Origin of the sequence: Pyxidicoccus xibeiensis (assembly GCF_024198175.1) — a bacterium.
Classification (GTDB): Bacteria; Myxococcota; Myxococcia; order Myxococcales; family Myxococcaceae; genus Myxococcus; species Myxococcus xibeiensis.
This window is the reverse complement of sequence record NZ_JAJVKV010000035.1, coordinates 1-17687: the sequence shown is the minus strand read 5'-3', so window position 1 is coordinate 17687 and position 17687 is coordinate 1. Positions and strand designations below refer to the sequence as shown.

At 70.4% G+C, this 17687-nt stretch carries 18 protein-coding genes and 1 pseudogene; 5 read left to right on the top strand and 14 right to left on the bottom strand.

The genetic code is table 11. The annotated features are described in order from the left end of the window. Positions 1–195: 195 nt before the first annotated feature. The gene (gene mutM / locus LXT23_RS49345) at positions 196–1050 is read right to left on the bottom strand and encodes a bifunctional DNA-formamidopyrimidine glycosylase/DNA-(apurinic or apyrimidinic site) lyase (protein ID WP_253987532.1); all 855 of its coding nucleotides are present in this window, start codon (positions 1048–1050) and stop codon (positions 196–198) included. Between the two features lie 173 nt (positions 1051–1223). Between mutM and LXT23_RS49340 the strand changes: the two genes are divergently transcribed. Continuing rightward, entirely contained in the window at positions 1224–1382 is a 159-nt protein-coding gene (locus LXT23_RS49340) for a hypothetical protein (RefSeq protein ID WP_253987531.1), read from the top strand. On the opposite strand, the gene LXT23_RS49335 is transcribed toward LXT23_RS49340, so the two are convergent. Further along, complete coding sequence (locus LXT23_RS49335) at positions 1379–2548, bottom strand: serine hydrolase domain-containing protein (protein ID WP_253987530.1); 1170 nt, start codon at positions 2546–2548, stop codon at positions 1379–1381. The genes LXT23_RS49340 and LXT23_RS49335 overlap by 4 nt on opposite strands. Before the next feature lie 59 nt (positions 2549–2607). Here LXT23_RS49335 and LXT23_RS49330 point away from each other — a divergent pair, with 59 nt between their 5' ends. Next, positions 2608–2991, top strand: a complete 384-nt coding sequence (locus tag LXT23_RS49330; protein WP_253987529.1) for a hypothetical protein — start codon at positions 2608–2610, stop codon at positions 2989–2991. Positions 2992–3004: 13 nt separating this feature from the next. On the opposite strand, the gene LXT23_RS49325 is transcribed toward LXT23_RS49330, so the two are convergent. Together LXT23_RS49325 and LXT23_RS49320 are read right to left on the bottom strand one after the other, a co-directional pair. Next, positions 3005–3394, bottom strand: a complete 390-nt coding sequence (locus LXT23_RS49325) for a DUF1801 domain-containing protein (protein ID WP_253987528.1) — start codon at positions 3392–3394, stop codon at positions 3005–3007. A 32-nt stretch (positions 3395–3426) separates the two neighbouring features. Next, positions 3427–4854, bottom strand: a complete 1428-nt coding sequence (locus LXT23_RS49320; protein ID WP_253987527.1) for a sugar porter family MFS transporter — start codon at positions 4852–4854, stop codon at positions 3427–3429. Between the two features lie 233 nt (positions 4855–5087). Here LXT23_RS49320 and LXT23_RS49315 point away from each other — a divergent pair, with 233 nt between their 5' ends. Together LXT23_RS49315 and LXT23_RS49310 are read left to right on the top strand one after the other, a co-directional pair. Next, positions 5088–6011 (top strand): LysR family transcriptional regulator, encoded by a 924-nt coding sequence (locus LXT23_RS49315; protein WP_253987526.1) that lies wholly within the window; start codon positions 5088–5090, stop codon positions 6009–6011. Positions 6012–6070: 59 nt separating this feature from the next. Beyond that, a complete protein-coding gene (locus LXT23_RS49310; protein WP_253987525.1) occupies positions 6071–7021 on the top strand; it encodes a pirin family protein in 951 nt (316 codons plus the stop codon). A 44-nt stretch (positions 7022–7065) separates the two neighbouring features. Here LXT23_RS49310 and LXT23_RS49305 read toward each other — a convergent pair whose 3' ends face one another. The 4 genes from LXT23_RS49305 to LXT23_RS49290 all read right to left on the bottom strand — a co-directional run bounded on the left by LXT23_RS49305 (position 7066) and on the right by LXT23_RS49290 (position 11031). Then, positions 7066–7662: a hypothetical protein gene (locus LXT23_RS49305; RefSeq protein WP_253987524.1), complete on the bottom strand. Its 597-nt coding sequence runs from the start codon at positions 7660–7662 to the stop codon at positions 7066–7068. A gap of 47 nt (positions 7663–7709) precedes the next feature. Next, the gene (locus LXT23_RS49300) at positions 7710–8405 is read right to left on the bottom strand and encodes an STAS domain-containing protein (protein WP_253987523.1); all 696 of its coding nucleotides are present in this window, start codon (positions 8403–8405) and stop codon (positions 7710–7712) included. A gap of 192 nt (positions 8406–8597) precedes the next feature. Continuing rightward, entirely contained in the window at positions 8598–9614 is a 1017-nt protein-coding gene (gene rtcA / locus LXT23_RS49295) for an RNA 3'-terminal phosphate cyclase (protein ID WP_253987522.1), read from the bottom strand. 181 nt (positions 9615–9795) lie between these two features. After that, on the bottom strand, positions 9796–11031 hold the full coding sequence (locus LXT23_RS49290; protein ID WP_253987521.1) for an RtcB family protein: 1236 nt from the start codon (positions 11029–11031) through the stop codon (positions 9796–9798). A 153-nt stretch (positions 11032–11184) separates the two neighbouring features. Between LXT23_RS49290 and rtcR the strand changes: the two genes are divergently transcribed. Beyond that, complete coding sequence (gene rtcR / locus LXT23_RS49285; RefSeq protein WP_253987520.1) at positions 11185–12822, top strand: RNA repair transcriptional activator RtcR; 1638 nt, start codon at positions 11185–11187, stop codon at positions 12820–12822. A 59-nt stretch (positions 12823–12881) separates the two neighbouring features. Here the strand turns inward: rtcR and LXT23_RS49280 are convergent, their stop codons facing one another. The 6 genes and pseudogenes from LXT23_RS49280 to LXT23_RS49255 all read right to left on the bottom strand — a co-directional run. Next, positions 12882–14180 (bottom strand): alpha/beta hydrolase family protein, encoded by a 1299-nt coding sequence (locus LXT23_RS49280; protein ID WP_253987519.1) that lies wholly within the window; start codon positions 14178–14180, stop codon positions 12882–12884. Then, positions 14177–14668, bottom strand: a complete 492-nt coding sequence (locus tag LXT23_RS49275; protein ID WP_253987518.1) for a hypothetical protein — start codon at positions 14666–14668, stop codon at positions 14177–14179. The genes LXT23_RS49280 and LXT23_RS49275 overlap by 4 nt, the downstream gene beginning before the upstream one ends. A 162-nt stretch (positions 14669–14830) precedes the next feature. Continuing rightward, positions 14831–16168: a M24 family metallopeptidase gene (locus LXT23_RS49270; protein WP_253987517.1), complete on the bottom strand. Its 1338-nt coding sequence runs from the start codon at positions 16166–16168 to the stop codon at positions 14831–14833. 277 nt (positions 16169–16445) lie between these two features. Next, the gene (locus LXT23_RS49265) at positions 16446–16676 is read right to left on the bottom strand and encodes a hypothetical protein (protein ID WP_253987516.1); all 231 of its coding nucleotides are present in this window, start codon (positions 16674–16676) and stop codon (positions 16446–16448) included. Between the two features lie 186 nt (positions 16677–16862). Further along, positions 16863–17045, bottom strand: coding sequence for a hypothetical protein (locus LXT23_RS49260; protein ID WP_253987515.1), 183 nt, complete (start codon positions 17043–17045; stop codon positions 16863–16865). A gap of 94 nt (positions 17046–17139) precedes the next feature. Continuing rightward, positions 17140–17586, bottom strand: a pseudogene (locus tag LXT23_RS49255) (CHAT domain-containing protein); the annotation flags it as partial. Positions 17587–17687 lie beyond the last annotated feature (101 nt).

Here is a 17687-nt window from a genome sequence, read left to right as displayed (position 1 = left end):
AAACCCTCCCGAGGGCCTGCCCATGTCATGTGTCTCGAAGTGCCCGGGGGCGTGCGGCGCTGGCACGGCATGGCTGCACGTGGGGGTCTTCCCGCCCTGGGGCGTGGAAGGAACCCTCATTCCACGACGGCGCGCCCCTTCCGCCCTGTCAGGCAGGAGTCATCCGCGTCTTGAACCAGGCCCCGCCCTGATGGCTCACAGCAGGGACGCCTGGGCGGGGGACTCGGGAGCGCCGGCCTCGGGCTGGCACCGGACGCACCAGTGGGTATTGCGTCCGCCGATGCGCAGGTGGGACACGGGCGTGGTGCAGCGCGGACACGGCGCGCCGGTGCGGCCGAAGACGTTGCGGCGGTGCTTCGCCTGGCCCTGCACACCGAAAAGGTCCTTCTGCGTGCCCCGCAGGCCCAGTCCCTCCTCGAGCACGGCGCGGATGGCGCGGTGCAGGCGGCCAACCTCTTCTGGAGTGAGCGAGGACGCCAGCCGTCTCGGGTCGATGCCGGCCTGCCACATGCTCTCGTCCGCGTCGCGGTTGCCGAGCCCGGCAAGGACGCGCTGATTGAGGAGCACCGTCTTGAGCGGGCTTTTCCGGCGCCGGAGCTGCCGCGCGAGCACTTCCGCGGTGAAGGTGTTGTCGAGCGCCTCGGGCCCGAGCTCGTCCAGCTTCAAGCGCGCCGTGAGCTCCGCTGCCCTCCCCACCGCCACGCGCGCATAGCCCAGGGTGTCGGTGAGGTGGAGCTCCTCGCCGCCCTCCAGCGAGAAGACGACGAGCGTCGCCGGAGCCCGCTCGCTGCCCTGGGGCAGCAGCTTCAGGTCTCCCCAGAGCATGAAGTGGATGGCGAGCGTCTTCCCGTCATCGAGCGGCAGCAGGATGAACTTGGCCCGCCGGGACGCGGCGAGGACGCGCCGTCCGCGCAGCTCCTCGATGAACTCCGGCGGTGACGGGAAGCGCACCGCCGCCGGGGCGAGCACCTGCGCATCCGTGAAGCGGCGACCCACGACGGCCTGCCTCAGGTCACGGGTGATGATCTCCACTTCGGGGACTTCGGCCACGCGGATACCTCCTCCCTCCGCACATACACTGCTGCGTAGGTTGGACTCCGCGCTACTCAAGAGGTTGCGTTCCCGGTGAGCCGGCTGCTCCACGAGCAGAGCGACAGGGGCACGGCCGCCGCGCCTTCCCTCGCCCACCGGCGAAACGTGTCCGACAGGTTCGTCACCTGGCGGTGGCACAGCCCCATGCGCCATGGGGCCTCGGCCGCATCGACTCTCACGCCCGGCAGCTCGAGCAGCGCCATGAGCAGCGCACCACCGGCCAGGGCTGTGCCGCGAGCCCGGCGCGCACGCCCGAGGCGCTCGCAGTGGGGGCCGTGGCCATCAGCTAGTGCGCGTTGGGCATGGATTCGAAGGGCCAGGGGCGGTCCGCGGCAGTGGCTGGCCGTCCCTCCTTCGTTGCGCCGCCCAGCCACAGGTCCGCGACCTGCTGCGCGAGCCGCCAGGGCTCCCCGCCCGCTCGGTTGGTCAGGACGATGACCGTGAGGCGCTGGTCCGGGTACTTCAGGATGGCGTTGGTGAAGCCACACGTCTCGCCGTGGTGTGACAGCCGCCGCCTGCCCCCGTCGTCATCGACGAACCACCCGAAGCCGTAGCGCCCGGTGGTGCCATCCGGAAGCGTGACCGGCGTCCACGCGAGCCGCTGCGCCTGGGCGCCGACGAGCGCGTGCGTGTCCAGGGCCCAGTCCCACGCCGCCAGGTCCACCACGGACGTGTAGATGCCGCCATCGCCCAGCACCGCGCTGGTGGGGCTCTGGTCCCTGGGGAGGAAGCCCTCCGGGCCCGGCGCGTAGCCGTACGCGCGCTTCGCCACCGTGGACACGCCCTCCTCGTGGGCCACCGTCGCCGCCATGCCGGCCGGAGTGAAGACACGCTCGCGCAGGAACCCGGCGAAGGACTTCCCGCTGACCTGCTCCACGACGAGCGCCAGCACCGCGTAGGCGGAGTTGCTGTAGCGCTCGGCGCTGCCGGGCGGGAAGTACGTGCGGTCCTTGCGGGACAGGAGCTCCAGCACGTCGCGGTCCTTCACCTGCACCGGGTGGGTGGCGGTGACGAAGTCCTCGTAGTCCCAGATGCCCGAGGTGTGCTGGAGGAGCTGGCGGATGCGGACCTCGCGCAGGTACGCGGGGAACCCGGGGAGCACGTCCACCACGCGGTCATCCAGTCCCAGCTTGCCCTCCTCCGCGAGGAGCAGGATGGCCATGGCCGTGAACTGCTTGGTGAGCGAGGCGAGGCGGAAGCTGCTCTCGGGCGTGACGGGCGCTCGCTCGCCCAGGTGGGCCAGACCATAGGTGCGGCGGAGCGCGACCTGCCCGTCGTGAAGCACGATGACGCCCGCGCCAGGATGCTCTGGCCCCTCATAGGCGGCGAAGAGCGCATCCACCGCCTCCGGGCTCGGGCCGGGGGAGGGCCTGGCATGCGACGAGGCACCGGCACAGCCGAACAGCAGCGAGCAGGCGGCAACCAGCGCGCCAAGGGCGAACGGGGGGGCGGTCATGGCTCCAGTCTCCATGCGGTGATTATGCAGAGACGGGGCCCGGCGAAGGAGCGGAAGAGATGAGCCTGCCAGCGGGAGAACGCATCACCCTCGTGGAGGTACTGGAGCTGAAGGGCTCCTACGAGACCTTCCTGGCCATCATCCGGGCCGCGGCGCGCCGGCTGGAGGCGGAGGGCGTGCGAGGGCTCGTGGGCGCACGGTTCTACGCGAAGCCCGAGTCCAGGGAGATTGGTGCGGTCATCACGTTCGCCGGCCCCGGCCAGGTGATGGAGCACATCCGCATGATCTCCGGCTGGCCGGAGTTCAAGGCGCTGCTGGCCTGCGTGGTGCCCATCGACGTGCGGGTGTATGGCCGGCTGCCCGGGGAAGCCCACGCCTGGCTCCGGCAGATGAACGTGGAGAGCAGGACCTTCGAGCACTTCGTCGCGGGCTTCGAGCGCTGAGGGCCCGCGCCCGTCAGTCGCTGGTCGACTTCATCCACTGCTTCACGACCTTCACCAGCGCCGCCTTCTTCGCCTTCACGTCCTTCATGTCCTGAAGCGTCAGCACGCCCCGGTCGGGGGCCGCCCACTCCAGCAGGCCCGAGCTGTCCTCGAACGTGAAGCCCTTGCTGTCCTTCACCTTGACGCCCCGGTGGAAGATGAGCTGGAGCCGCCCCTTGGGCTGTAGCCGCATCGTCACCCGGTCATCCCCCTTGAAGCAGAAGCTGGGGGCGTTCCACTTGATGTGCTCGGTGATGTCCTTGCTGGCGTCCAGGATGGAGGAGCGCACCAGCTCGATTTCCGCCTTCAGGGGGTGCTCGAGCTTCGCCATGAACTGGTCGACTTCTTCGTTCCGGTTCGTCATCGGGAAGAGAAGTCTACGCTACGCCGGCAGCGTCACCCCATCTGTTCCAGCTCCCGGCCCTTCGTCTCGCGAATCCAGAACCAGGTGAAGAACACCGAGAACACAGCGGCGGTGGTGTAGAGGCCATACGCCCAGCCCAGCCCCGCGCGGGCCAGCACGGGGAAGGTGGCGGTAATGAGGAAGTTGGCCACCCACTGCGCCATGGCCGCCAGGGACAGGGCGACCGCGCGGATGCGGTTGGGGAACATCTCCCCCAGCAGCACCCACACGACGGGCCCCCACGAGAAGCCGAAGAAGACGACGTAGAGGTTCGCAGCCACCAGCGCGACCATCCCCACCGTTCCCTGCAGCACCGGGTTCCCCTGGGCGTCCAGCGGAGCGGTGGCGAACAGGAGGGCCAGCGTCCCGAGCGTGAGGGCCATGCCGAGCGAGCCCACGAGGAGCAACGGCTTGCGTCCGATGCGGTCCACGAAGGCGATGGCGATGAGCGTGGTGAGGATGTTGGTGATGCTGGTGATGACGGTGATGAGCAGCGAGTCGTGCTCGGAGAAGCCCACCGCCTGCCAGAGCACGCTTGAGTAATAGAAGATGACGTTGATGCCCACGAGCTGCTGGAGCACCGCCAGGACGATGCCCACCCAGACCACGGGCAGCAGCCCGACGCGCGGGCCCTTCAGGTCCGGAAGGCGAGCCGGCTTGTAGGCGCGCAGCGACGCCCGGACCTCCACCAGCCGGAGCGGCGCGGCGGCGCCCAGCGTCTCGCGCAGCACGTTCAGTGCTTCCCGCTCGCGCCCCTTGGCCACGAGGTAGCGCGGGGACTCGGGGATGATGAGCGCGCCAAGGCCATACAGCAGCGCGGGGGGCACCCCCGTCCAGAACATCCATCGCCAGGCGGCGAAGTCGAGCCAGTACAGATTGGCGGCCGAGCCCGCGCCCGCGGCCAGGGCGTAGTCCCCGAGCAGGGCCACGAAGATGCCCACGACGATGGCCATCTGCTGGAGCGAGCCGAGCCGGCCGCGCAGGTGGGCGGGCGCAATCTCCGCGATGTAGGTCGGCGCGACGACACTGGCGCCACCAATGGCCACTCCGCCCACCAGGCGCCACAGCCCCAGGTCCCACAGCGAGAACGCGAACCCCGAGCCGAGCGCGCTGATGGCGAACAGGCCCGAGGCAATCATCATGCTGCGCGTCCGCCCGAAGCGGTCCGCCAGCCGCCCGGCGAAGAACGCGCCCACCGCCGAGCCAATCAAGGCAGAGGACACACACAGGCCGAGCGCCCAGCTCCCCGCGTTGAAGGTCGTCTGCAGCGCACCGATGGTGCCGTTGATGACGGCCGTGTCGAAGCCGAACAGGAAGCCGCCGAGCGCCGCGACCGTCGTAATCATGAATACGCGGGTCACCGACACCTTGGGACTGGCTTCCGGCCGCCTGCCTACCGGGTACTCCAGCACCTCGGACATGCGTCGCGCCTCCCAGCAGCCAGCCATCAGGGCGCGGGGGCTCTCTTCTGACGGAAGGGGGCGCCTGCGGGCTGCCACTCCTGGGAGGATAGGTCTCGCGCGCGGCGTGGCATCCACGCACCGGCAAAGGCAGGCCCGGGAGGAAGCATGCTCCGGCGGGGACGCTGCCCGGGGGAATGGCGGGCCCGGTGACGGCGCTTCACGGGCCCCCTGGCCTGTGATGCAGTCCGTGGATGCTCGACGGCGTCACCATCGACCAGCTCCGCACCCTCCGCGCCGTGGCGGAGGAGAAGAGCTTCTCGGCCGCTGCCCGGCGGCTCGGACAGGGCCAGCCCGCGGTCAGCCAGGCGATGAAGCGGCTGGAGAAACAGCTGGGCCTGCGCCTCTTCGACAGGAGCAGCCGTGTTCCTCGGCTGACCGCGAAGGGCGAGGCCGTCGTCGCCGCCGCCCAGCGGCTCCATGACGACATCAACGCCTTCCAGGGGCTCGTCGGACGGCTCAAGGCGGGAGAGGAGACGAAGCTCTCGCTCGCGGTGGACGCCATGTTCCCCACGAGCGCGCTCCTGGCCTTCGTCAAGGAGCTCGCCCAGGCGCACCCCGGCGTGGAGCTGGCCCTCGAGGTGGAGCTGCTCGCCGCCGTCACGGCGCTCGTCCGCGAGCGGCGGTCCACGCTCGGCATCGCCGGCTCGGACGTGGACCTCACCGGCCTGGAGCAGCGGCACATCGCTGATTTGAAGATGATTCCTGTCGCCGCGCCGTCACATCCCCTGGCCTCGGCGAAGGACGTCATCACCGACGAGCGGCTCGCCTCCGTCGTCCAGGTGGTGCTCAGCGAGCGCCTGGCGACGGGCAGCCCCGGCACCGCCGACCGGGGAGTCTTCTCGTCCCGCATCTGGCGCGTCGCAGATTTGATGACGAAGCACGAGCTCATCAAGGGCGGGCTCGGCTGGGGCCACGAGCCCGAGCACCTGGTGCGTGAGGACCTGGAGGCGGGACGGCTGGTGGCGCTGCGCCTCGCCGCGTGGGAGGGCGGGTTCCTTCCGAAGCGCTCCCTCGCCCTCGTGCGCCGCAAGGGCTCGCCGCTGGGGCCTGTCGCGACGTGGGCCGCCAACCGCCTCACGGCCCTCTGCCAGGACGCGCTCCATCACACGACGTGATGATAAGCATCATGGCGCGGAGCATTTACGCGGCCCCGCTGGCTCTTACTGTGTCTGGCATGAGCACGACGACACAGCCCCTCTCCACCCCCGCTCCCTCCCACACGCTTCCCCGCCCTCGGACCCTCGAGAGCGTCCACCGCGGCGGTCCGCTTCACTGGGTCGGTGACGGCTTCCGGGTGAACACCCTCGTCCCCAGCGGGCACCTCACGCAGGAGCGCGTGAGCCCCTTCCTGCTGCTCGACTTCCATCCTCGCCACGAGTACCCGGCCCTGGCCGCCGGGCAGCGCGGCGTCGGCTGGCACCCGCATCGCGGCTTCGAGACCGTCACCCTCGCCTTCGAGGGCTCGGTCGCGCACCGCGACACCGCGGGCCACTCGGGCGTCATCGGTCCGGGTGACGTGCAGTGGATGACGGCGGCGTCCGGGCTCCTCCACGAGGAGTACCACGAGCAGGGTTTCTCCCGGCGCGGAGGCGCCTTCGAGATGCTCCAGCTCTGGGTGAACCTCCCCCGCGCGCGGAAGATGGACGCGCCCGGCTACCAGCCCATCACCGCGGAGCAGATTCCCGTCGTCCCCGTCGAAGGAGGTTTCAACCACAGCACGGTCCGCATCATCGCCGGCACGTACGGTGGCACTCGGGGTCCCGCGAGGACCTTCACGCCCATCACCCTGCTGGACGTGAGGCTCGGCGCGGGGACGGACCTCGAGGTGCCGGTGCCCTCGCACCACAACGCCATGGTGCTCGTCGCCACCGGCCGCGCATCGGTCCAGGACGAGAGCGTCGTCTCGGGGGAGCTCGCCGTCTATGCGAACGACGGGGAGCACCTGACCCTGCACGCCGACGAGGACACGCACGTCATCGTCCTCGCGGGCGAGCCCATCCGCGAGCCCATCGTCCACCTGGGCCCGTTCGTCATGAACACGCAGCGGGAAATCCTGCAGGCGATTCATGACTTCGAGTCGGGGCGCTTCGGCACCGTCCCGGACGAGGCTCCAGCTCGGAGCTGAGGGCTCCGCACCGGCCGGCTGCGTCTTCCACGGCGCAGCCGGCCCTACCAGGTGATGATGTACGTGCAGCTCGCGCCGCCCTTCGCCCGGCACCCCGTGCTGAGGTCATGGACGAGGGTGGCGGTGGGCTCGAAGCGCTGGGCGAAGCCCTTGAGGAGCCCCTGGTCGAACCGGCACGGATAAGGCGTGTCACACACCATGTGGACCTCCTTCTTCCCCTCCACCGGGCGGTACGCGTAGTGCCCGATTCCCTCCAGCATCTGCCCCGTCGCCGGGTCGAACATGGGCGTGCCGTCCCGGCAGTGGTTCATGTGGAAGGCGATGTCCGTGCCGGCGAGCACCGAGTGGGCGTCCGAGAGGCCCGGGGGCAGCACGGCGTTCTTCGGCACCAGGGTGCCAATCTTCTCCAGGCCGCGGCCGCCGAGCAGCGTGTCGATCTTCTTGTACGCCTCCAGGTAGTGCTCCACCGGGTACCAGGCGTTCGCGTCGATGACGAGCGCGCCGGAGGCATCCCGCGTCTCGACCTTCAGGACCTGCAGCAGCTCGGCGACGAGGACGGAGAACGACTTGACGGCTTCGATGACGGCACGGGCGCTGGTGCCGCTGACGGTGATGCCGGGCGCGTAGGGGACCTTGGCCATGGAGGGACTCCCGGGAGGTGTGTGGCTGCGTGGGGACGCGCGGCCTGCTAGCGCCGGCTCGAGTCGAGGGCGCGGTGGGCGGTGTGGTTGCGCAGGTAGAGGAAGCACTCCTTGAGCCCATCCCTCAGACTGCCGAGCGTCTTCACGTCGCGCAGGTCCACGCCAATCTGGACCAGCGTCTGGGCAATCAGCGGGCTGATGCCGGTGACGACACAGTAGGTGCCGAGCAGGCGGGCCGCGTTCACCATCTTGATGAAGTGGTTCGCCGTCGCCGTGTCCACCACCTCCACACCGGTGATGTCGATGATGGCGCAGCGGGCCTTGCCCTGGACGATGCGGTGCAGCAGCCGCTCCGTCATGTCCAGCGAGCGCTGCGTGTCCATGACGCCGACAATGGGGAGCGTGAGGACGTCCTCCCACAGCTCGATGATGGGCGTGGACAAGTCCCGGATGGCCAGGCGCTGCTGCTCGATGGTGGAGAGCTTCTCCTCCAGCTCGCGCCGCGTGCCCTCCAGCTTCTGGATGGACAGCTCGTTCTCACGCACCGAGGCGTGGAGCTGGCGGGCGAAGAGGTTGATGGTCTCCTCGAACGAGGAGAAGGCGTCCTCTTCCGTCACCGGGATGAGGTGCTGGGCCGGGTCGAACTCCCCGAGGGAGATCATCGACAGCACGTCTCGGATGCGCTCGAGACGGTCGAGGTCTATCTCGACGGTCGGCGGGGATGCAGGCAACGGTTGGGACATGGGCATGCCTGGACCAGGCCCCGAGGGGGTGGGGAGCGTTGGAGCAGGCCGGGCCGGGCTGATGAAATGTTATGCCGAAAACAAAAACATCCATCAAGGGGGTGGCGACGGACCCCCACTGAGTCAATTCCCATACACGACAACCAGGCAAGGGCTCACGCCCGCCTGCCGCTCCCCCGTGAGGCTCGCGCCTCAGCCGCGTACCTCTATCTCCCGGACCTCACGCGATAGCTCGCGAACCTGGACCTTCACGTCGAGGAAGTGCGCCATCGTCTCCAGTTGCGTCTGGGCATGCCCGTCGAGCGGCAGCGTGCGGAACGAGCCACCCTTCGCCAGCGCGAGCAGCAGCAGCAGCTGGTCGCACAGGTGCTCGCCCACGGGGACCTCGGCGTCCAGGTAGCGCTTCACCTCGGCGGCCACCTCCTCGCCCACCGTCTCCGCGCGCTTGCCCCGCTCGCCGAACGCGGTGAAGACCTCCGTCACGTGCTCGCTCTCCACCTCGGCCACCACCACGTTACCGGGGCCCGGTGAGCGCTTCAGCTCCTCGGTGCGCAGCTCGTCCGGCCGCCACTTCAGCGCGCCCGCCACCGTCTCCAGCTCGCGCTGGGCCACGTTGAAGGGAATCATCGCCACCACCGCCTTCACCTCGCGGCGCAGCACCCGTCCCCGCTCCAGCAGGTGCAGCGGCTTGAGCGGCGCGGGGTGCACGTCCACGCGGAACCTGCCGCCTCCCGCCGGGAAGAAGCCCGGCCGCTCCAGCGTCGCCTCCACCGCCGGCCCCATCCGCCGCACCAGCGGCAGGAAGGCCTTCTGGAGGAAGTCGAACGGCGGCGCCGCCGGGTTGTGCGTCCCGCCCTCCAGCATCAGCGTGGACTGCGAGCCCGCCATCAGCAGCGCGGGGAGCACCGTCTGGAGCACCAGCGTCGCGCTGCCCGCCGTGCCCACGGAGAAGTGGTAGTTGCCCGGCGCCAGCGCCCGGGGACGGAACGTCAGCTCGCGCGAGCCCAGCTCCGCGCCGGACACCTCGGCCGCGCCCACCGCCTCCGCCGCCTTCACCCCGGTGAGGTGCTGGCGCAAGAGGCCCGGCTTCTTCCGGCCCGCACGGATGTGGGTGATGGTGAACGGCGTCCCCGTCACCAGCGACAGCGCCAGCGAGGTGCGCAGCACCTGCCCGCCGCCCTCTCCCTTCGAACCGTCGATGCGCACCATCTGCAGCCTCCTCGCTCCCCGCGACTCACGGACCACCCGGGACGGACTGACACCTATCCAAAAATAGCGGCGCCCGCTCCCCCCATCCTGGCGGCCTTTCGGCCTCTGAGGGGGAAGCGGGCGCCTCGGTGTCTTCATCCCGGCATGGTCACCTCGTGGGGTTCGGGTTGACGTCTCCGCCCTACCCCTTCACGCAGACCACCTGCTTCAGCGTGTGGACCACTTCCACCAGGTCCGCCTGCGCCGCCATCACCGCATCGATGGGCTTGTACGCAGCCGGCGTCTCGTCGATGACGTCCACGTCCTTGCGGCACTCCACGCCCGCCGTCGCCTTCACGTGGTCCTCCAGCGTGAAGCGCTTCTTCGCCGCCTCACGCGACATCACCCGGCCCGCGCCGTGGCTGCAGGAGTGGAAGGCCTCGTCGTTCCCCTTCCCGCGGACGATGTACGAACGCGCCCCCATGCTGCCGGGGATGATGCCGAGGTCACCCTCGCGCGCCCGCACCGCGCCCTTGCGCGTCACGAAGCAGTTCTTCCCGTAGTGGTGCTCACGGGAGATGTAGTTGTGGTGGCAGTTCACCGCCTCCTCCATCAGCTCGAACGGCGGCAGCTCACCGCTCAGCTTCAGGGCCTCCACCGCCGAGTGCAGCATCAGCTGGCGGTTGGTGGCGGCGTAGTCCTGCGCCCAGCTCACGGCGAAGACGTAGTCATCGAAGTGCTCCGTCCCCTCGGCCAGGTACGCCAGGTCCGCGTCGGGGAGGTTGATGAACCAGCGGCGCATGTCCTCCTTCGCCAGCTCGATGAAGTAGCTGCCGATGCGGTTACCCACGCCGCGCGAGCCGGAGTGCAACATCAGCCACACGCCGTCCGCCTCGTCCAGGCACAGCTCGATGAAGTGGTTACCCGTCCCGAGCGTCCCGAGGTGCGCCAGGTCCGGCCCACGGCCGATGCGCGGGTGCTTCGCGACGATGGTGTCGTACCCCTCCATCAGCCGCAGCCACGCGTCCTGGTGCGCGGCCGGAGCCACGCGCCACGCGCCCACGTCGTTACGGCCGCCGTTGTCCGTGCGGCCGTGCGGCACCGCGCGCTCGATGGCCGAGCGGACCCCACGCAGCGAGTCCGGCAGCTGGTCCGCGCGCAGCGTCGTGCGCACCGCAATCATCCCGCAACCGATGTCCACGCCCACCGCCGCCGGCACCACCGCGCCCACCGTGGGGACGACGCTACCGACAGTCGCCCCGTAGCCGCGGTGCACGTCCGGCATCACCGCGACCCACTTGTGGATGAAGGGCAGGCCCCGGAGGTTGCGCAGCTGCTTCTTCGCCTCGTCCTCGAACGGCACACCCACCGTCCACGCCTTGATGGGGCGACCCGCCTCGTCCGACAGCACCTCGTAGCTCGCGTTGTTGCGGTTCATGGCTTCTACCTTTCGGTCGTCTGCCCAGGCGCTTGCGTCCTGCGTCCTGGTCACGTTGGGAGGTAGAGCAGCCGGCGTGCCAACCCCTCTTCCGAGGGAAGCCACTCCGGGCGAGGTGCTTCCGCCTATCCCTTCGGATAAAGTCCTATCTGAATGGCGAAGACACGGGCGCGCAGGACGGTGGTCCTCGGGATGCTGGGGACGACGCTGGACACGGGACAGGGGCCGGGGCGGTGGACGAAGTGGCGGCCCACGGTGGCGCTGTGCCAGCAGGAGGACCTGGTGGTGCACCGGCTGGAGCTGCTGCACCCACCCAACGCCACGGCGCTGGCGGCGACGCTGGTGGGGGACATCCGCCAGGTGTCCCCGGAGACGCAGGTGCGCCCCACGCCGCTGGACCTCCAGGACCCGTGGGATTTGGAGGAGACCTACGGCGCGCTGCTGGACCACGTGCGCGGGTACACCTTCAACCCGGAGGAGGAGGACTACCTCGTCCACATCACCACCGGCACGCACATCGCGCAGATCTGCATGTTCCTGATGGTGGAGAGCCGGCTCATCCCCGGGAAGCTGGTGCAGGTGTCTCCGGTGGGGCGGGGCTCCGGGGCGGGCACGCACACGCTCATCGACCTGGATTTGTCGCAGTACGACACGCTGGCCGCGCGCTTCCGGCAGGAGCAGCGCGAGGGCCTGTCCTTCCTCAAGGCCGGCATCGACACGCTCAACCCCGCGTTCAACCGGCTCATCGAGCGCATCGAGCAGGTGGCGATGAACTCGCGCGCCCCGCTGCTCATTACCGGCCCCACGGGCGCGGGCAAGTCCCAGCTCGCGCGGCGCATCTACGCGCTGAAGAAGGCGCGGCGCGGGGTGGCCGGCTCCTTCGTGGACCTCAACTGCGCCACGCTGCGCGGCGACGGCGCCATGTCCGCCCTCTTCGGCCACGTGAAGGGCGCCTTCACGGGGGCGCTGAGCGACAGGCCGGGGCTGCTGCGGCAGGCGAACGGCGGCGTGCTGTTCCTGGACGAGATTGGCGAGCTGGGCGCGGACGAGCAGGCCATGCTGCTGCGCGCGCTGGAGGACAAGCGCTTCCTGCCGGTGGGCTCCGACAAGGAGGTGGAGAGCGACTTCCAGCTCATCGCCGGCACCAACCGCGACTTGCAGCTGGAGGTGGAGCGCGGCCGGTTCCGTGAGGACCTGCTCGCGCGCATCAACCTGTGGACCTTCCGGCTGCCCGCGCTGCGCGAGCGCCCCGAGGACATCCCGCCCAACCTCCTCTACGAGCTGGACCAGGCGTCGGAGGCGGTGGACACCCGCGTCACCATGAACAAGGAGGCGCAGGAGCGGTTCCTGGGCTTCGCCACCTCACCGGAGGCGCGGTGGACGGGCAACTTCCGCGACCTCAATGCGGCCGTGCTGCGCATGGCCACGCTCGCGGTGGGCGGGCGGATTACCCGCGACGTGGTGGACGAGGAGCTTGCCCGGCTGCGCGAGCAGTGGCGCCCCGCGGGGACGCGGGCGGACTCGCGCACGGGCGCGACGGACCTGGTCGCGGAGGTGCTGGGCGAGGACCTGGCCCGGGAGCTGGACCGGTTCGACCGCGTGCAACTGGCGGACGTGCTGGGCGTCTGCCGGGCGGCGCGCTCGCTGTCGGACGCGGGGCGCGTGCTCTTCGCCCAGTCGCGCGCGCGCAAGCAGAGCGTCAACGACGCGGACCGGCTGAAGAAGTACCTCGCGCGCTTCGGGCTGACGTGGGCGGACGTGTCCACGCGGGGCACGACGGAAGCGGCGTGAGCGCTTCACCTCACGCGCAGTGGCGAGGCCTCCACGGACGCCGCACGTCTCCCTGCGCTTCACGGTGAGAGCTGGCCCGGAGGCGCCTCGCCTGGCCGCACCGCGAAGAGCACCTCGGGCGGGGCGGACTCCACCTCCGGGAACACCCGGGCCGGGTCGTCCAGCAGCGGCGCGGGCAGGTCCTTCACGTGCCGGTCGAAGAAGGCGCGCAGGCACTCGGCCAGCACCCGCAGCATCCGCCGGCCGTCGATGGTCCCCAGCGCCATCCTCGCGGGGGACCAGCCGCGCAGGGGCAGCATCGCGCAGTCCGTGAAGCTCGCGTGCCCGGCGCCGTGAATCTGGAGGCTGTAGCCGGGCCGGCCCTCCCTGAAGACGCGCTGCCAGCCGCGCACCACGTGGCGCTGGTCCGCGCGGCAGTACTCCTCCGAGTTGAACATGCCCCGGCGCACGGACTCGCCGCAGGGCTGCACGTACTCGGGATGCTCGCCAAAGACTTCGAGCACCGGCCTCGCCACCCCGCTGCGCGCCACCGCCGTCCACAGCCCGCCGTCGAGGATGGCCACGGCCCGGCAGCGCGCGTCCCGGGCGCAGTGCTCCGCCGCCGCGTTCCCTCCCATGGAGTGGCCCAGCACGCCCAGCCGCTCCAGGTCCAACGCCCCCGAGAAGCGCCCGGACTCCACGCCCAGCCGCGCCAGCCGGTCCACCACGTTCCGCAGGTCCTCCGCCTTCACCTCCACCACCTCCGCGCGGCTGCGCACGTCGTCGGCATACGGGGCATGCGACACCTGCAGCGCGCCTCCCACGCTCGCGGGCCGGAACCAGCGCACGCGCCCGTCCGCGAAGACGGACACCGGGAGCATCTCGTACGTGTGGCTCACGGCCGCGACGACATAGCCGTGGCTCGCCAGCTCCTCGAACAGCGCCGTGTAGAAGGGCGGAGGAAAGCCCGCGGGCGAGAAGACCAGCACGGGGTGCGGCGCCCCCACGCCCGCCACCCGCGCCTCCGGCACCGCGTGCGCACGCACCCGCTTCGCCCGGAAGCCCCAGAAGGGCGCCGAGCGCCACCACGCGCCCGGCAGGTACGCGCCCGGGCCCGCGTCCGGCTCCGGCACCGCCGGGTACCAGAGCCAGGCGGACAGCTCCCGGCCCCGTCCTGGCTGCGGCGCGAAGGGCTCCGGGCGCGCGAGGTCCACCAGGTCGACGGCGCTCCGCCCCACGGTGAAGGGGCCCGTCGGAGTGGGCAGCTCCACCGCGCGCCGGGCCTGGCTCCAGGCGTGCACCTGCTGGCGCAGCGTCGCCACGACGGACAGCACGCGGGCCCGCCAGGAGCGCCCTTGCGAGGAGGAGACCGGACTCATGGCTGGCCCCTCTCCGGCAGCATCACCGCCACGAGCAGCAGCAGGAAGGCCAGGCTCGACGACGCGAGCCGCACCCGGTTGATGCGGAAGTAGCGCTCGCGCACCGCAATCCAGTTCTCCGGAAGGGCCCAGGCGTTCCAGCCGAGGATGATGTCGTACACGGGCTCGGCGCCGTACCGGGAGACCAGGAAGGTGCCCACGGTGAAGACGAGCACGCCCACCAGCGTCAGCACGAAGCGGGGGCTGTCCGCGTCCCGCCACCCCAGCACCAGGGCCGCCACCGGCGCGAGCACGGAGGCCAGGATGAGGACCTGGTTCACCGGGGCCTTGCGCGCCATGGGAAGGAAGCGCTGCATCACCCGGGTGAAGTCCGCGCCCGACATCCGCTTCAGCAGCTTCTGGAGCAGGAAGAGCACGGCGGCCAGCAGGCCGCTGAACAGCCCGCTCGTGAAGACCCCCAGGGCCAGCGCAATCGAGGCGGCACGCATCGTCCTCTCCTCGACGGAAAGCTGACCATCCGCCACCCGGTGTGCCGTCCGGAAGAAGGCAGCCCTCCGGAAAAGCGCAGTCCAGGAACCGGGCGGGTGACCGGCTCTCCCCTCGTCGGTGTTTCAGGAGGAGCGGGTATCGGCCTGGGCCTCCGAGGCGCGCTACCGGATGAGGTAGTACGCGTCCTGCCGCGGCACGAAGAACTTCCAGCCCTCGTCGGTGAGGTACGCCGGGTCCTCCTGCATCACGAACACCTTCTGCCCGTCCCACTCGGGCACGGCGGTGGCGGTGTTCAGCTCGATGGCGATGTACGAGCCGTTGCGCAGCAGCCTGGGCTCCTCCTTCCGGCTCGCCGAGCGGAAGTCGATGTGCGCCCCCAGCGCGTGGCCCTGGTTGCCCAGCGGGTGGCTGTAGACCATCGCCTCGATGCCGCGCGTCTTCATCTCCGCCATCGTCTCGTCGTACACCTCCGCCGAGGAGCGGCCCGGCCGCGAGGCCCGCAGCATCAGCACGTCCTGCAGCGCCCGGGTGTTGTCCAGCGCCCGCTTCAGCCCCTCGGGCGCGTCCGTCTCCCCCTCGCGCAGCACGTACGCCATCTTCTGCCAGTCCGAGCTCAGCCCCATGTAGGTGATGCCGAAGTCCACGTGCACCAAATCTCCACGCTGGATGACCACGTCCTCCGTCGCCGTCGCGAGGAAGCCCCGGGAGGTCTTGTTCGCCAGCCCCTTGCGCTGCACGCGCAGGTCCGGCTGGAACCAGGTGTCCACGCCCAGCGCCCACAGCCTGTCGTAGAGCCAGCGGCGCACGTCGCCCACCGTCGTCTTCCCCGGCACCACCACCGCGGACGACAGGGCCTCCCGCACCACCGACTCCGTCAGCGCCACCAGCGTCCGGTAGTACTCCCACTCCTCCGGCAGCCGCGTGTCCAGGTACTCCTCGATGAGCGGCGCCGCGCTGACGAAGCGTGCTTCCGCCTCCGGCCCCAGGCTGTCCAGCAGGAAGGCGTAGCCGTCGCGCGTGAGGCTGCGCGTCACGCCGCGCTTGCCGCCGATGCCCAGCGCAATCGCCCGGGGCTGGTAGCGCGCGTCCAGCTCCGACAGCACCTGCTTCGCGGTGCGCCCCTCGGTGGACACCTCGAAGAAGCGCGTGAGCCCGGGGTCCGAGTAGCCCGTCAGCGCCACCCGCTTCAGGCCCTCCGCCCCCGCGTCCACGAAGAGGAAGACGTCCCGGTTGCCCGCGTACGGCCGGGGCGGCGCCACGAACTGCGTGAGCGGATCATCGTGGAACTCCTCGTTGACGATGATCCACATGCCCACGCCGTGCCGCCGCATCAGCTCCAGCAGCAGCCCGTGGCGCTTCTCCAGCCAGGCCTCACGCACGGCCAGCTGCCCGGACCAGGACAGCAGCCGCGGCGCCTCGGCCTCCGGTCCCCGGCGGGCAGGCGTGGCACACCCGGCCAGCAGCACGCACCCGAGAACCGCCCACTTCACACACCGCATTCGAGGACTCCTCTCGCGAAGAGCCCGCACCCTATCTCAGGACACCAGGAGTCCCCCGCCTCCGGAGTGCTTGGACACTCCGGAGACGGAGGACCTGGGGCGCGTTCCTCCCTCATGCCTTGGACGCCGCACCCTGGCCCTCCGGTGGACTCGTTCCCCTCCAACCGAGTCGCTGTTGCTCGTTCCCCCCAGGCCTCGACGAGCCCACCCCAAAGATGACGGCCGTCCCCCGACGCCGTCTGCCAGAGCGGAGCGCCCGGACCCCTCGCGCCAAACCTCAGAAGCTGGCGATCTGGAATTCCAGGTCGTCTTCGTAGAACTGCTCGACTTCCAGCCCCCCCTGGTCCTCACCGCGACCTGCCGTCTCCCCCTTCACCACCACCGCCCCCTCCTGCACCTCGCTGACTTCCGGCTGGGCCCCCCAGGCGCCGCTCAGGGCCCCCCGGCCCTCTTCCGGCGCCCACAGCCCTGCGGCCTCCCCATGGCCACGTGCGTCACAGCGGAACATCTCTCCCCCCTTCAGCGTCGGGCGCCTCGGCGTGACCACCACCGCCGCCCTTCCTCCTCAAAGACGCAACCCACCCTTTTTCTTGTGCGTCTTGTTCAAAATAATTTCGGGGCCCTCCCCTGGGTGGGAAAGGCCCCGCAAAACACGAAACCTGTATTTGTTACATGTGACACATGGGACGGCGGACTACGCCCGGGGCGCCCCGCCGTCCTCGTCCGAAGGGCTCTCCACGGCGGAGGTCGGAACGGACAGCTTCGCGGAGTAGGGCTGGGCGACGAGCCCCTTCGTGATTTCCGGCGGCGGGTCCTTGGGGTTGATGTTCTCCACCGGCGCGTCCGCGCCCACTGCCCTCGGGTCCTGGTTCACCACGGCATCCCCCTCATGTCGGGTCGCCTGGAAGGGTCCGGCGCCATGCCGTCACCGCGCGACCGCGCGGATAGAACGTGCAGGGTCGGTTTTCTTGTCACTCGAACAGCAGCACGCCGAGGACCCAGGTCGCGGAGGCGTCGGCCGCGAGCCACCGCTGGCGCTCGTCGCGCAGGGCGATGGCCGGCGGCGCGCCCGCGCGGATGCGCTCCCGCACCTGCTCGAAGAAGCGCCCGGCCGAGTCGGGGATGTCCACCGTGGAGGCCAGCACGGTGCTGGCCCCCGCCTCGATGAAGGCCACCGGCAGGCTGAAGGACTCGTGCAGGAAGGGCGTGGCCCGCGCCGCGCCGCACGCGGCCAGCAGCACCAGCGGCGCGCCCGTCAGCCGCTGGGCCCGCACCTGGGCGGCGGAGAGCGCGTAGCGCCCGTCCTCCTCCGGCGCCAGCACCACCAGCGACGCGTCCGACATCTCCGGGCTGTAGGCCCCGTGCGCGTGCAGCTCCACCTCGCTGGCGTCCGCCATGGCCTCCAGCACGCGCGACGGCCATCCGCGTGGCCATGCTCCGCAACTACCGGCCGCAGCGCACCGTGAAGTTCATCGGCTACGCCGCCGAGGAAGTCGGCCTGCGCGGCTCCAAGGAGATT

What these genes read in the sequence shown, in the direction of transcription:
- LXT23_RS49335 (WP_253987530.1), bottom strand. Translation starts at nt 2,548, where the DNA reads ATGACCGCCCCCCCGTTCGCCCTTGGCGCGCTGGTTGCCGCCTGCTCG.
- LXT23_RS49330 (WP_253987529.1), top strand. Translation starts at nt 2,608, where the DNA reads ATGAGCCTGCCAGCGGGAGAACGCATCACCCTCGTGGAGGTACTGGAG.
- LXT23_RS49325 (WP_253987528.1), bottom strand. Translation starts at nt 3,394, where the DNA reads ATGACGAACCGGAACGAAGAAGTCGACCAGTTCATGGCGAAGCTCGAG.
- LXT23_RS49320 (WP_253987527.1), bottom strand. Translation starts at nt 4,854, where the DNA reads ATGTCCGAGGTGCTGGAGTACCCGGTAGGCAGGCGGCCGGAAGCCAGT.
- LXT23_RS49315 (WP_253987526.1), top strand. Translation starts at nt 5,088, where the DNA reads ATGCTCGACGGCGTCACCATCGACCAGCTCCGCACCCTCCGCGCCGTG.
- LXT23_RS49310 (WP_253987525.1), top strand. Translation starts at nt 6,071, where the DNA reads ATGAGCACGACGACACAGCCCCTCTCCACCCCCGCTCCCTCCCACACG.
- LXT23_RS49305 (WP_253987524.1), bottom strand. Translation starts at nt 7,662, where the DNA reads ATGGCCAAGGTCCCCTACGCGCCCGGCATCACCGTCAGCGGCACCAGC.
- LXT23_RS49300 (WP_253987523.1), bottom strand. Translation starts at nt 8,405, where the DNA reads ATGTCCCAACCGTTGCCTGCATCCCCGCCGACCGTCGAGATAGACCTC.
- rtcA (WP_253987522.1), bottom strand. Translation starts at nt 9,614, where the DNA reads ATGGTGCGCATCGACGGTTCGAAGGGAGAGGGCGGCGGGCAGGTGCTG.
- LXT23_RS49290 (WP_253987521.1), bottom strand. Translation starts at nt 11,031, where the DNA reads ATGAACCGCAACAACGCGAGCTACGAGGTGCTGTCGGACGAGGCGGGT.
- rtcR (WP_253987520.1), top strand. Translation starts at nt 11,185, where the DNA reads ATGGCGAAGACACGGGCGCGCAGGACGGTGGTCCTCGGGATGCTGGGG.
- LXT23_RS49280 (WP_253987519.1), bottom strand. Translation starts at nt 14,180, where the DNA reads ATGAGTCCGGTCTCCTCCTCGCAAGGGCGCTCCTGGCGGGCCCGCGTG.
- LXT23_RS49275 (WP_253987518.1), bottom strand. Translation starts at nt 14,668, where the DNA reads ATGCGTGCCGCCTCGATTGCGCTGGCCCTGGGGGTCTTCACGAGCGGG.
- LXT23_RS49270 (WP_253987517.1), bottom strand. Translation starts at nt 16,168, where the DNA reads ATGCGGTGTGTGAAGTGGGCGGTTCTCGGGTGCGTGCTGCTGGCCGGG.
- LXT23_RS49265 (WP_253987516.1), bottom strand. Translation starts at nt 16,676, where the DNA reads ATGTTCCGCTGTGACGCACGTGGCCATGGGGAGGCCGCAGGGCTGTGG.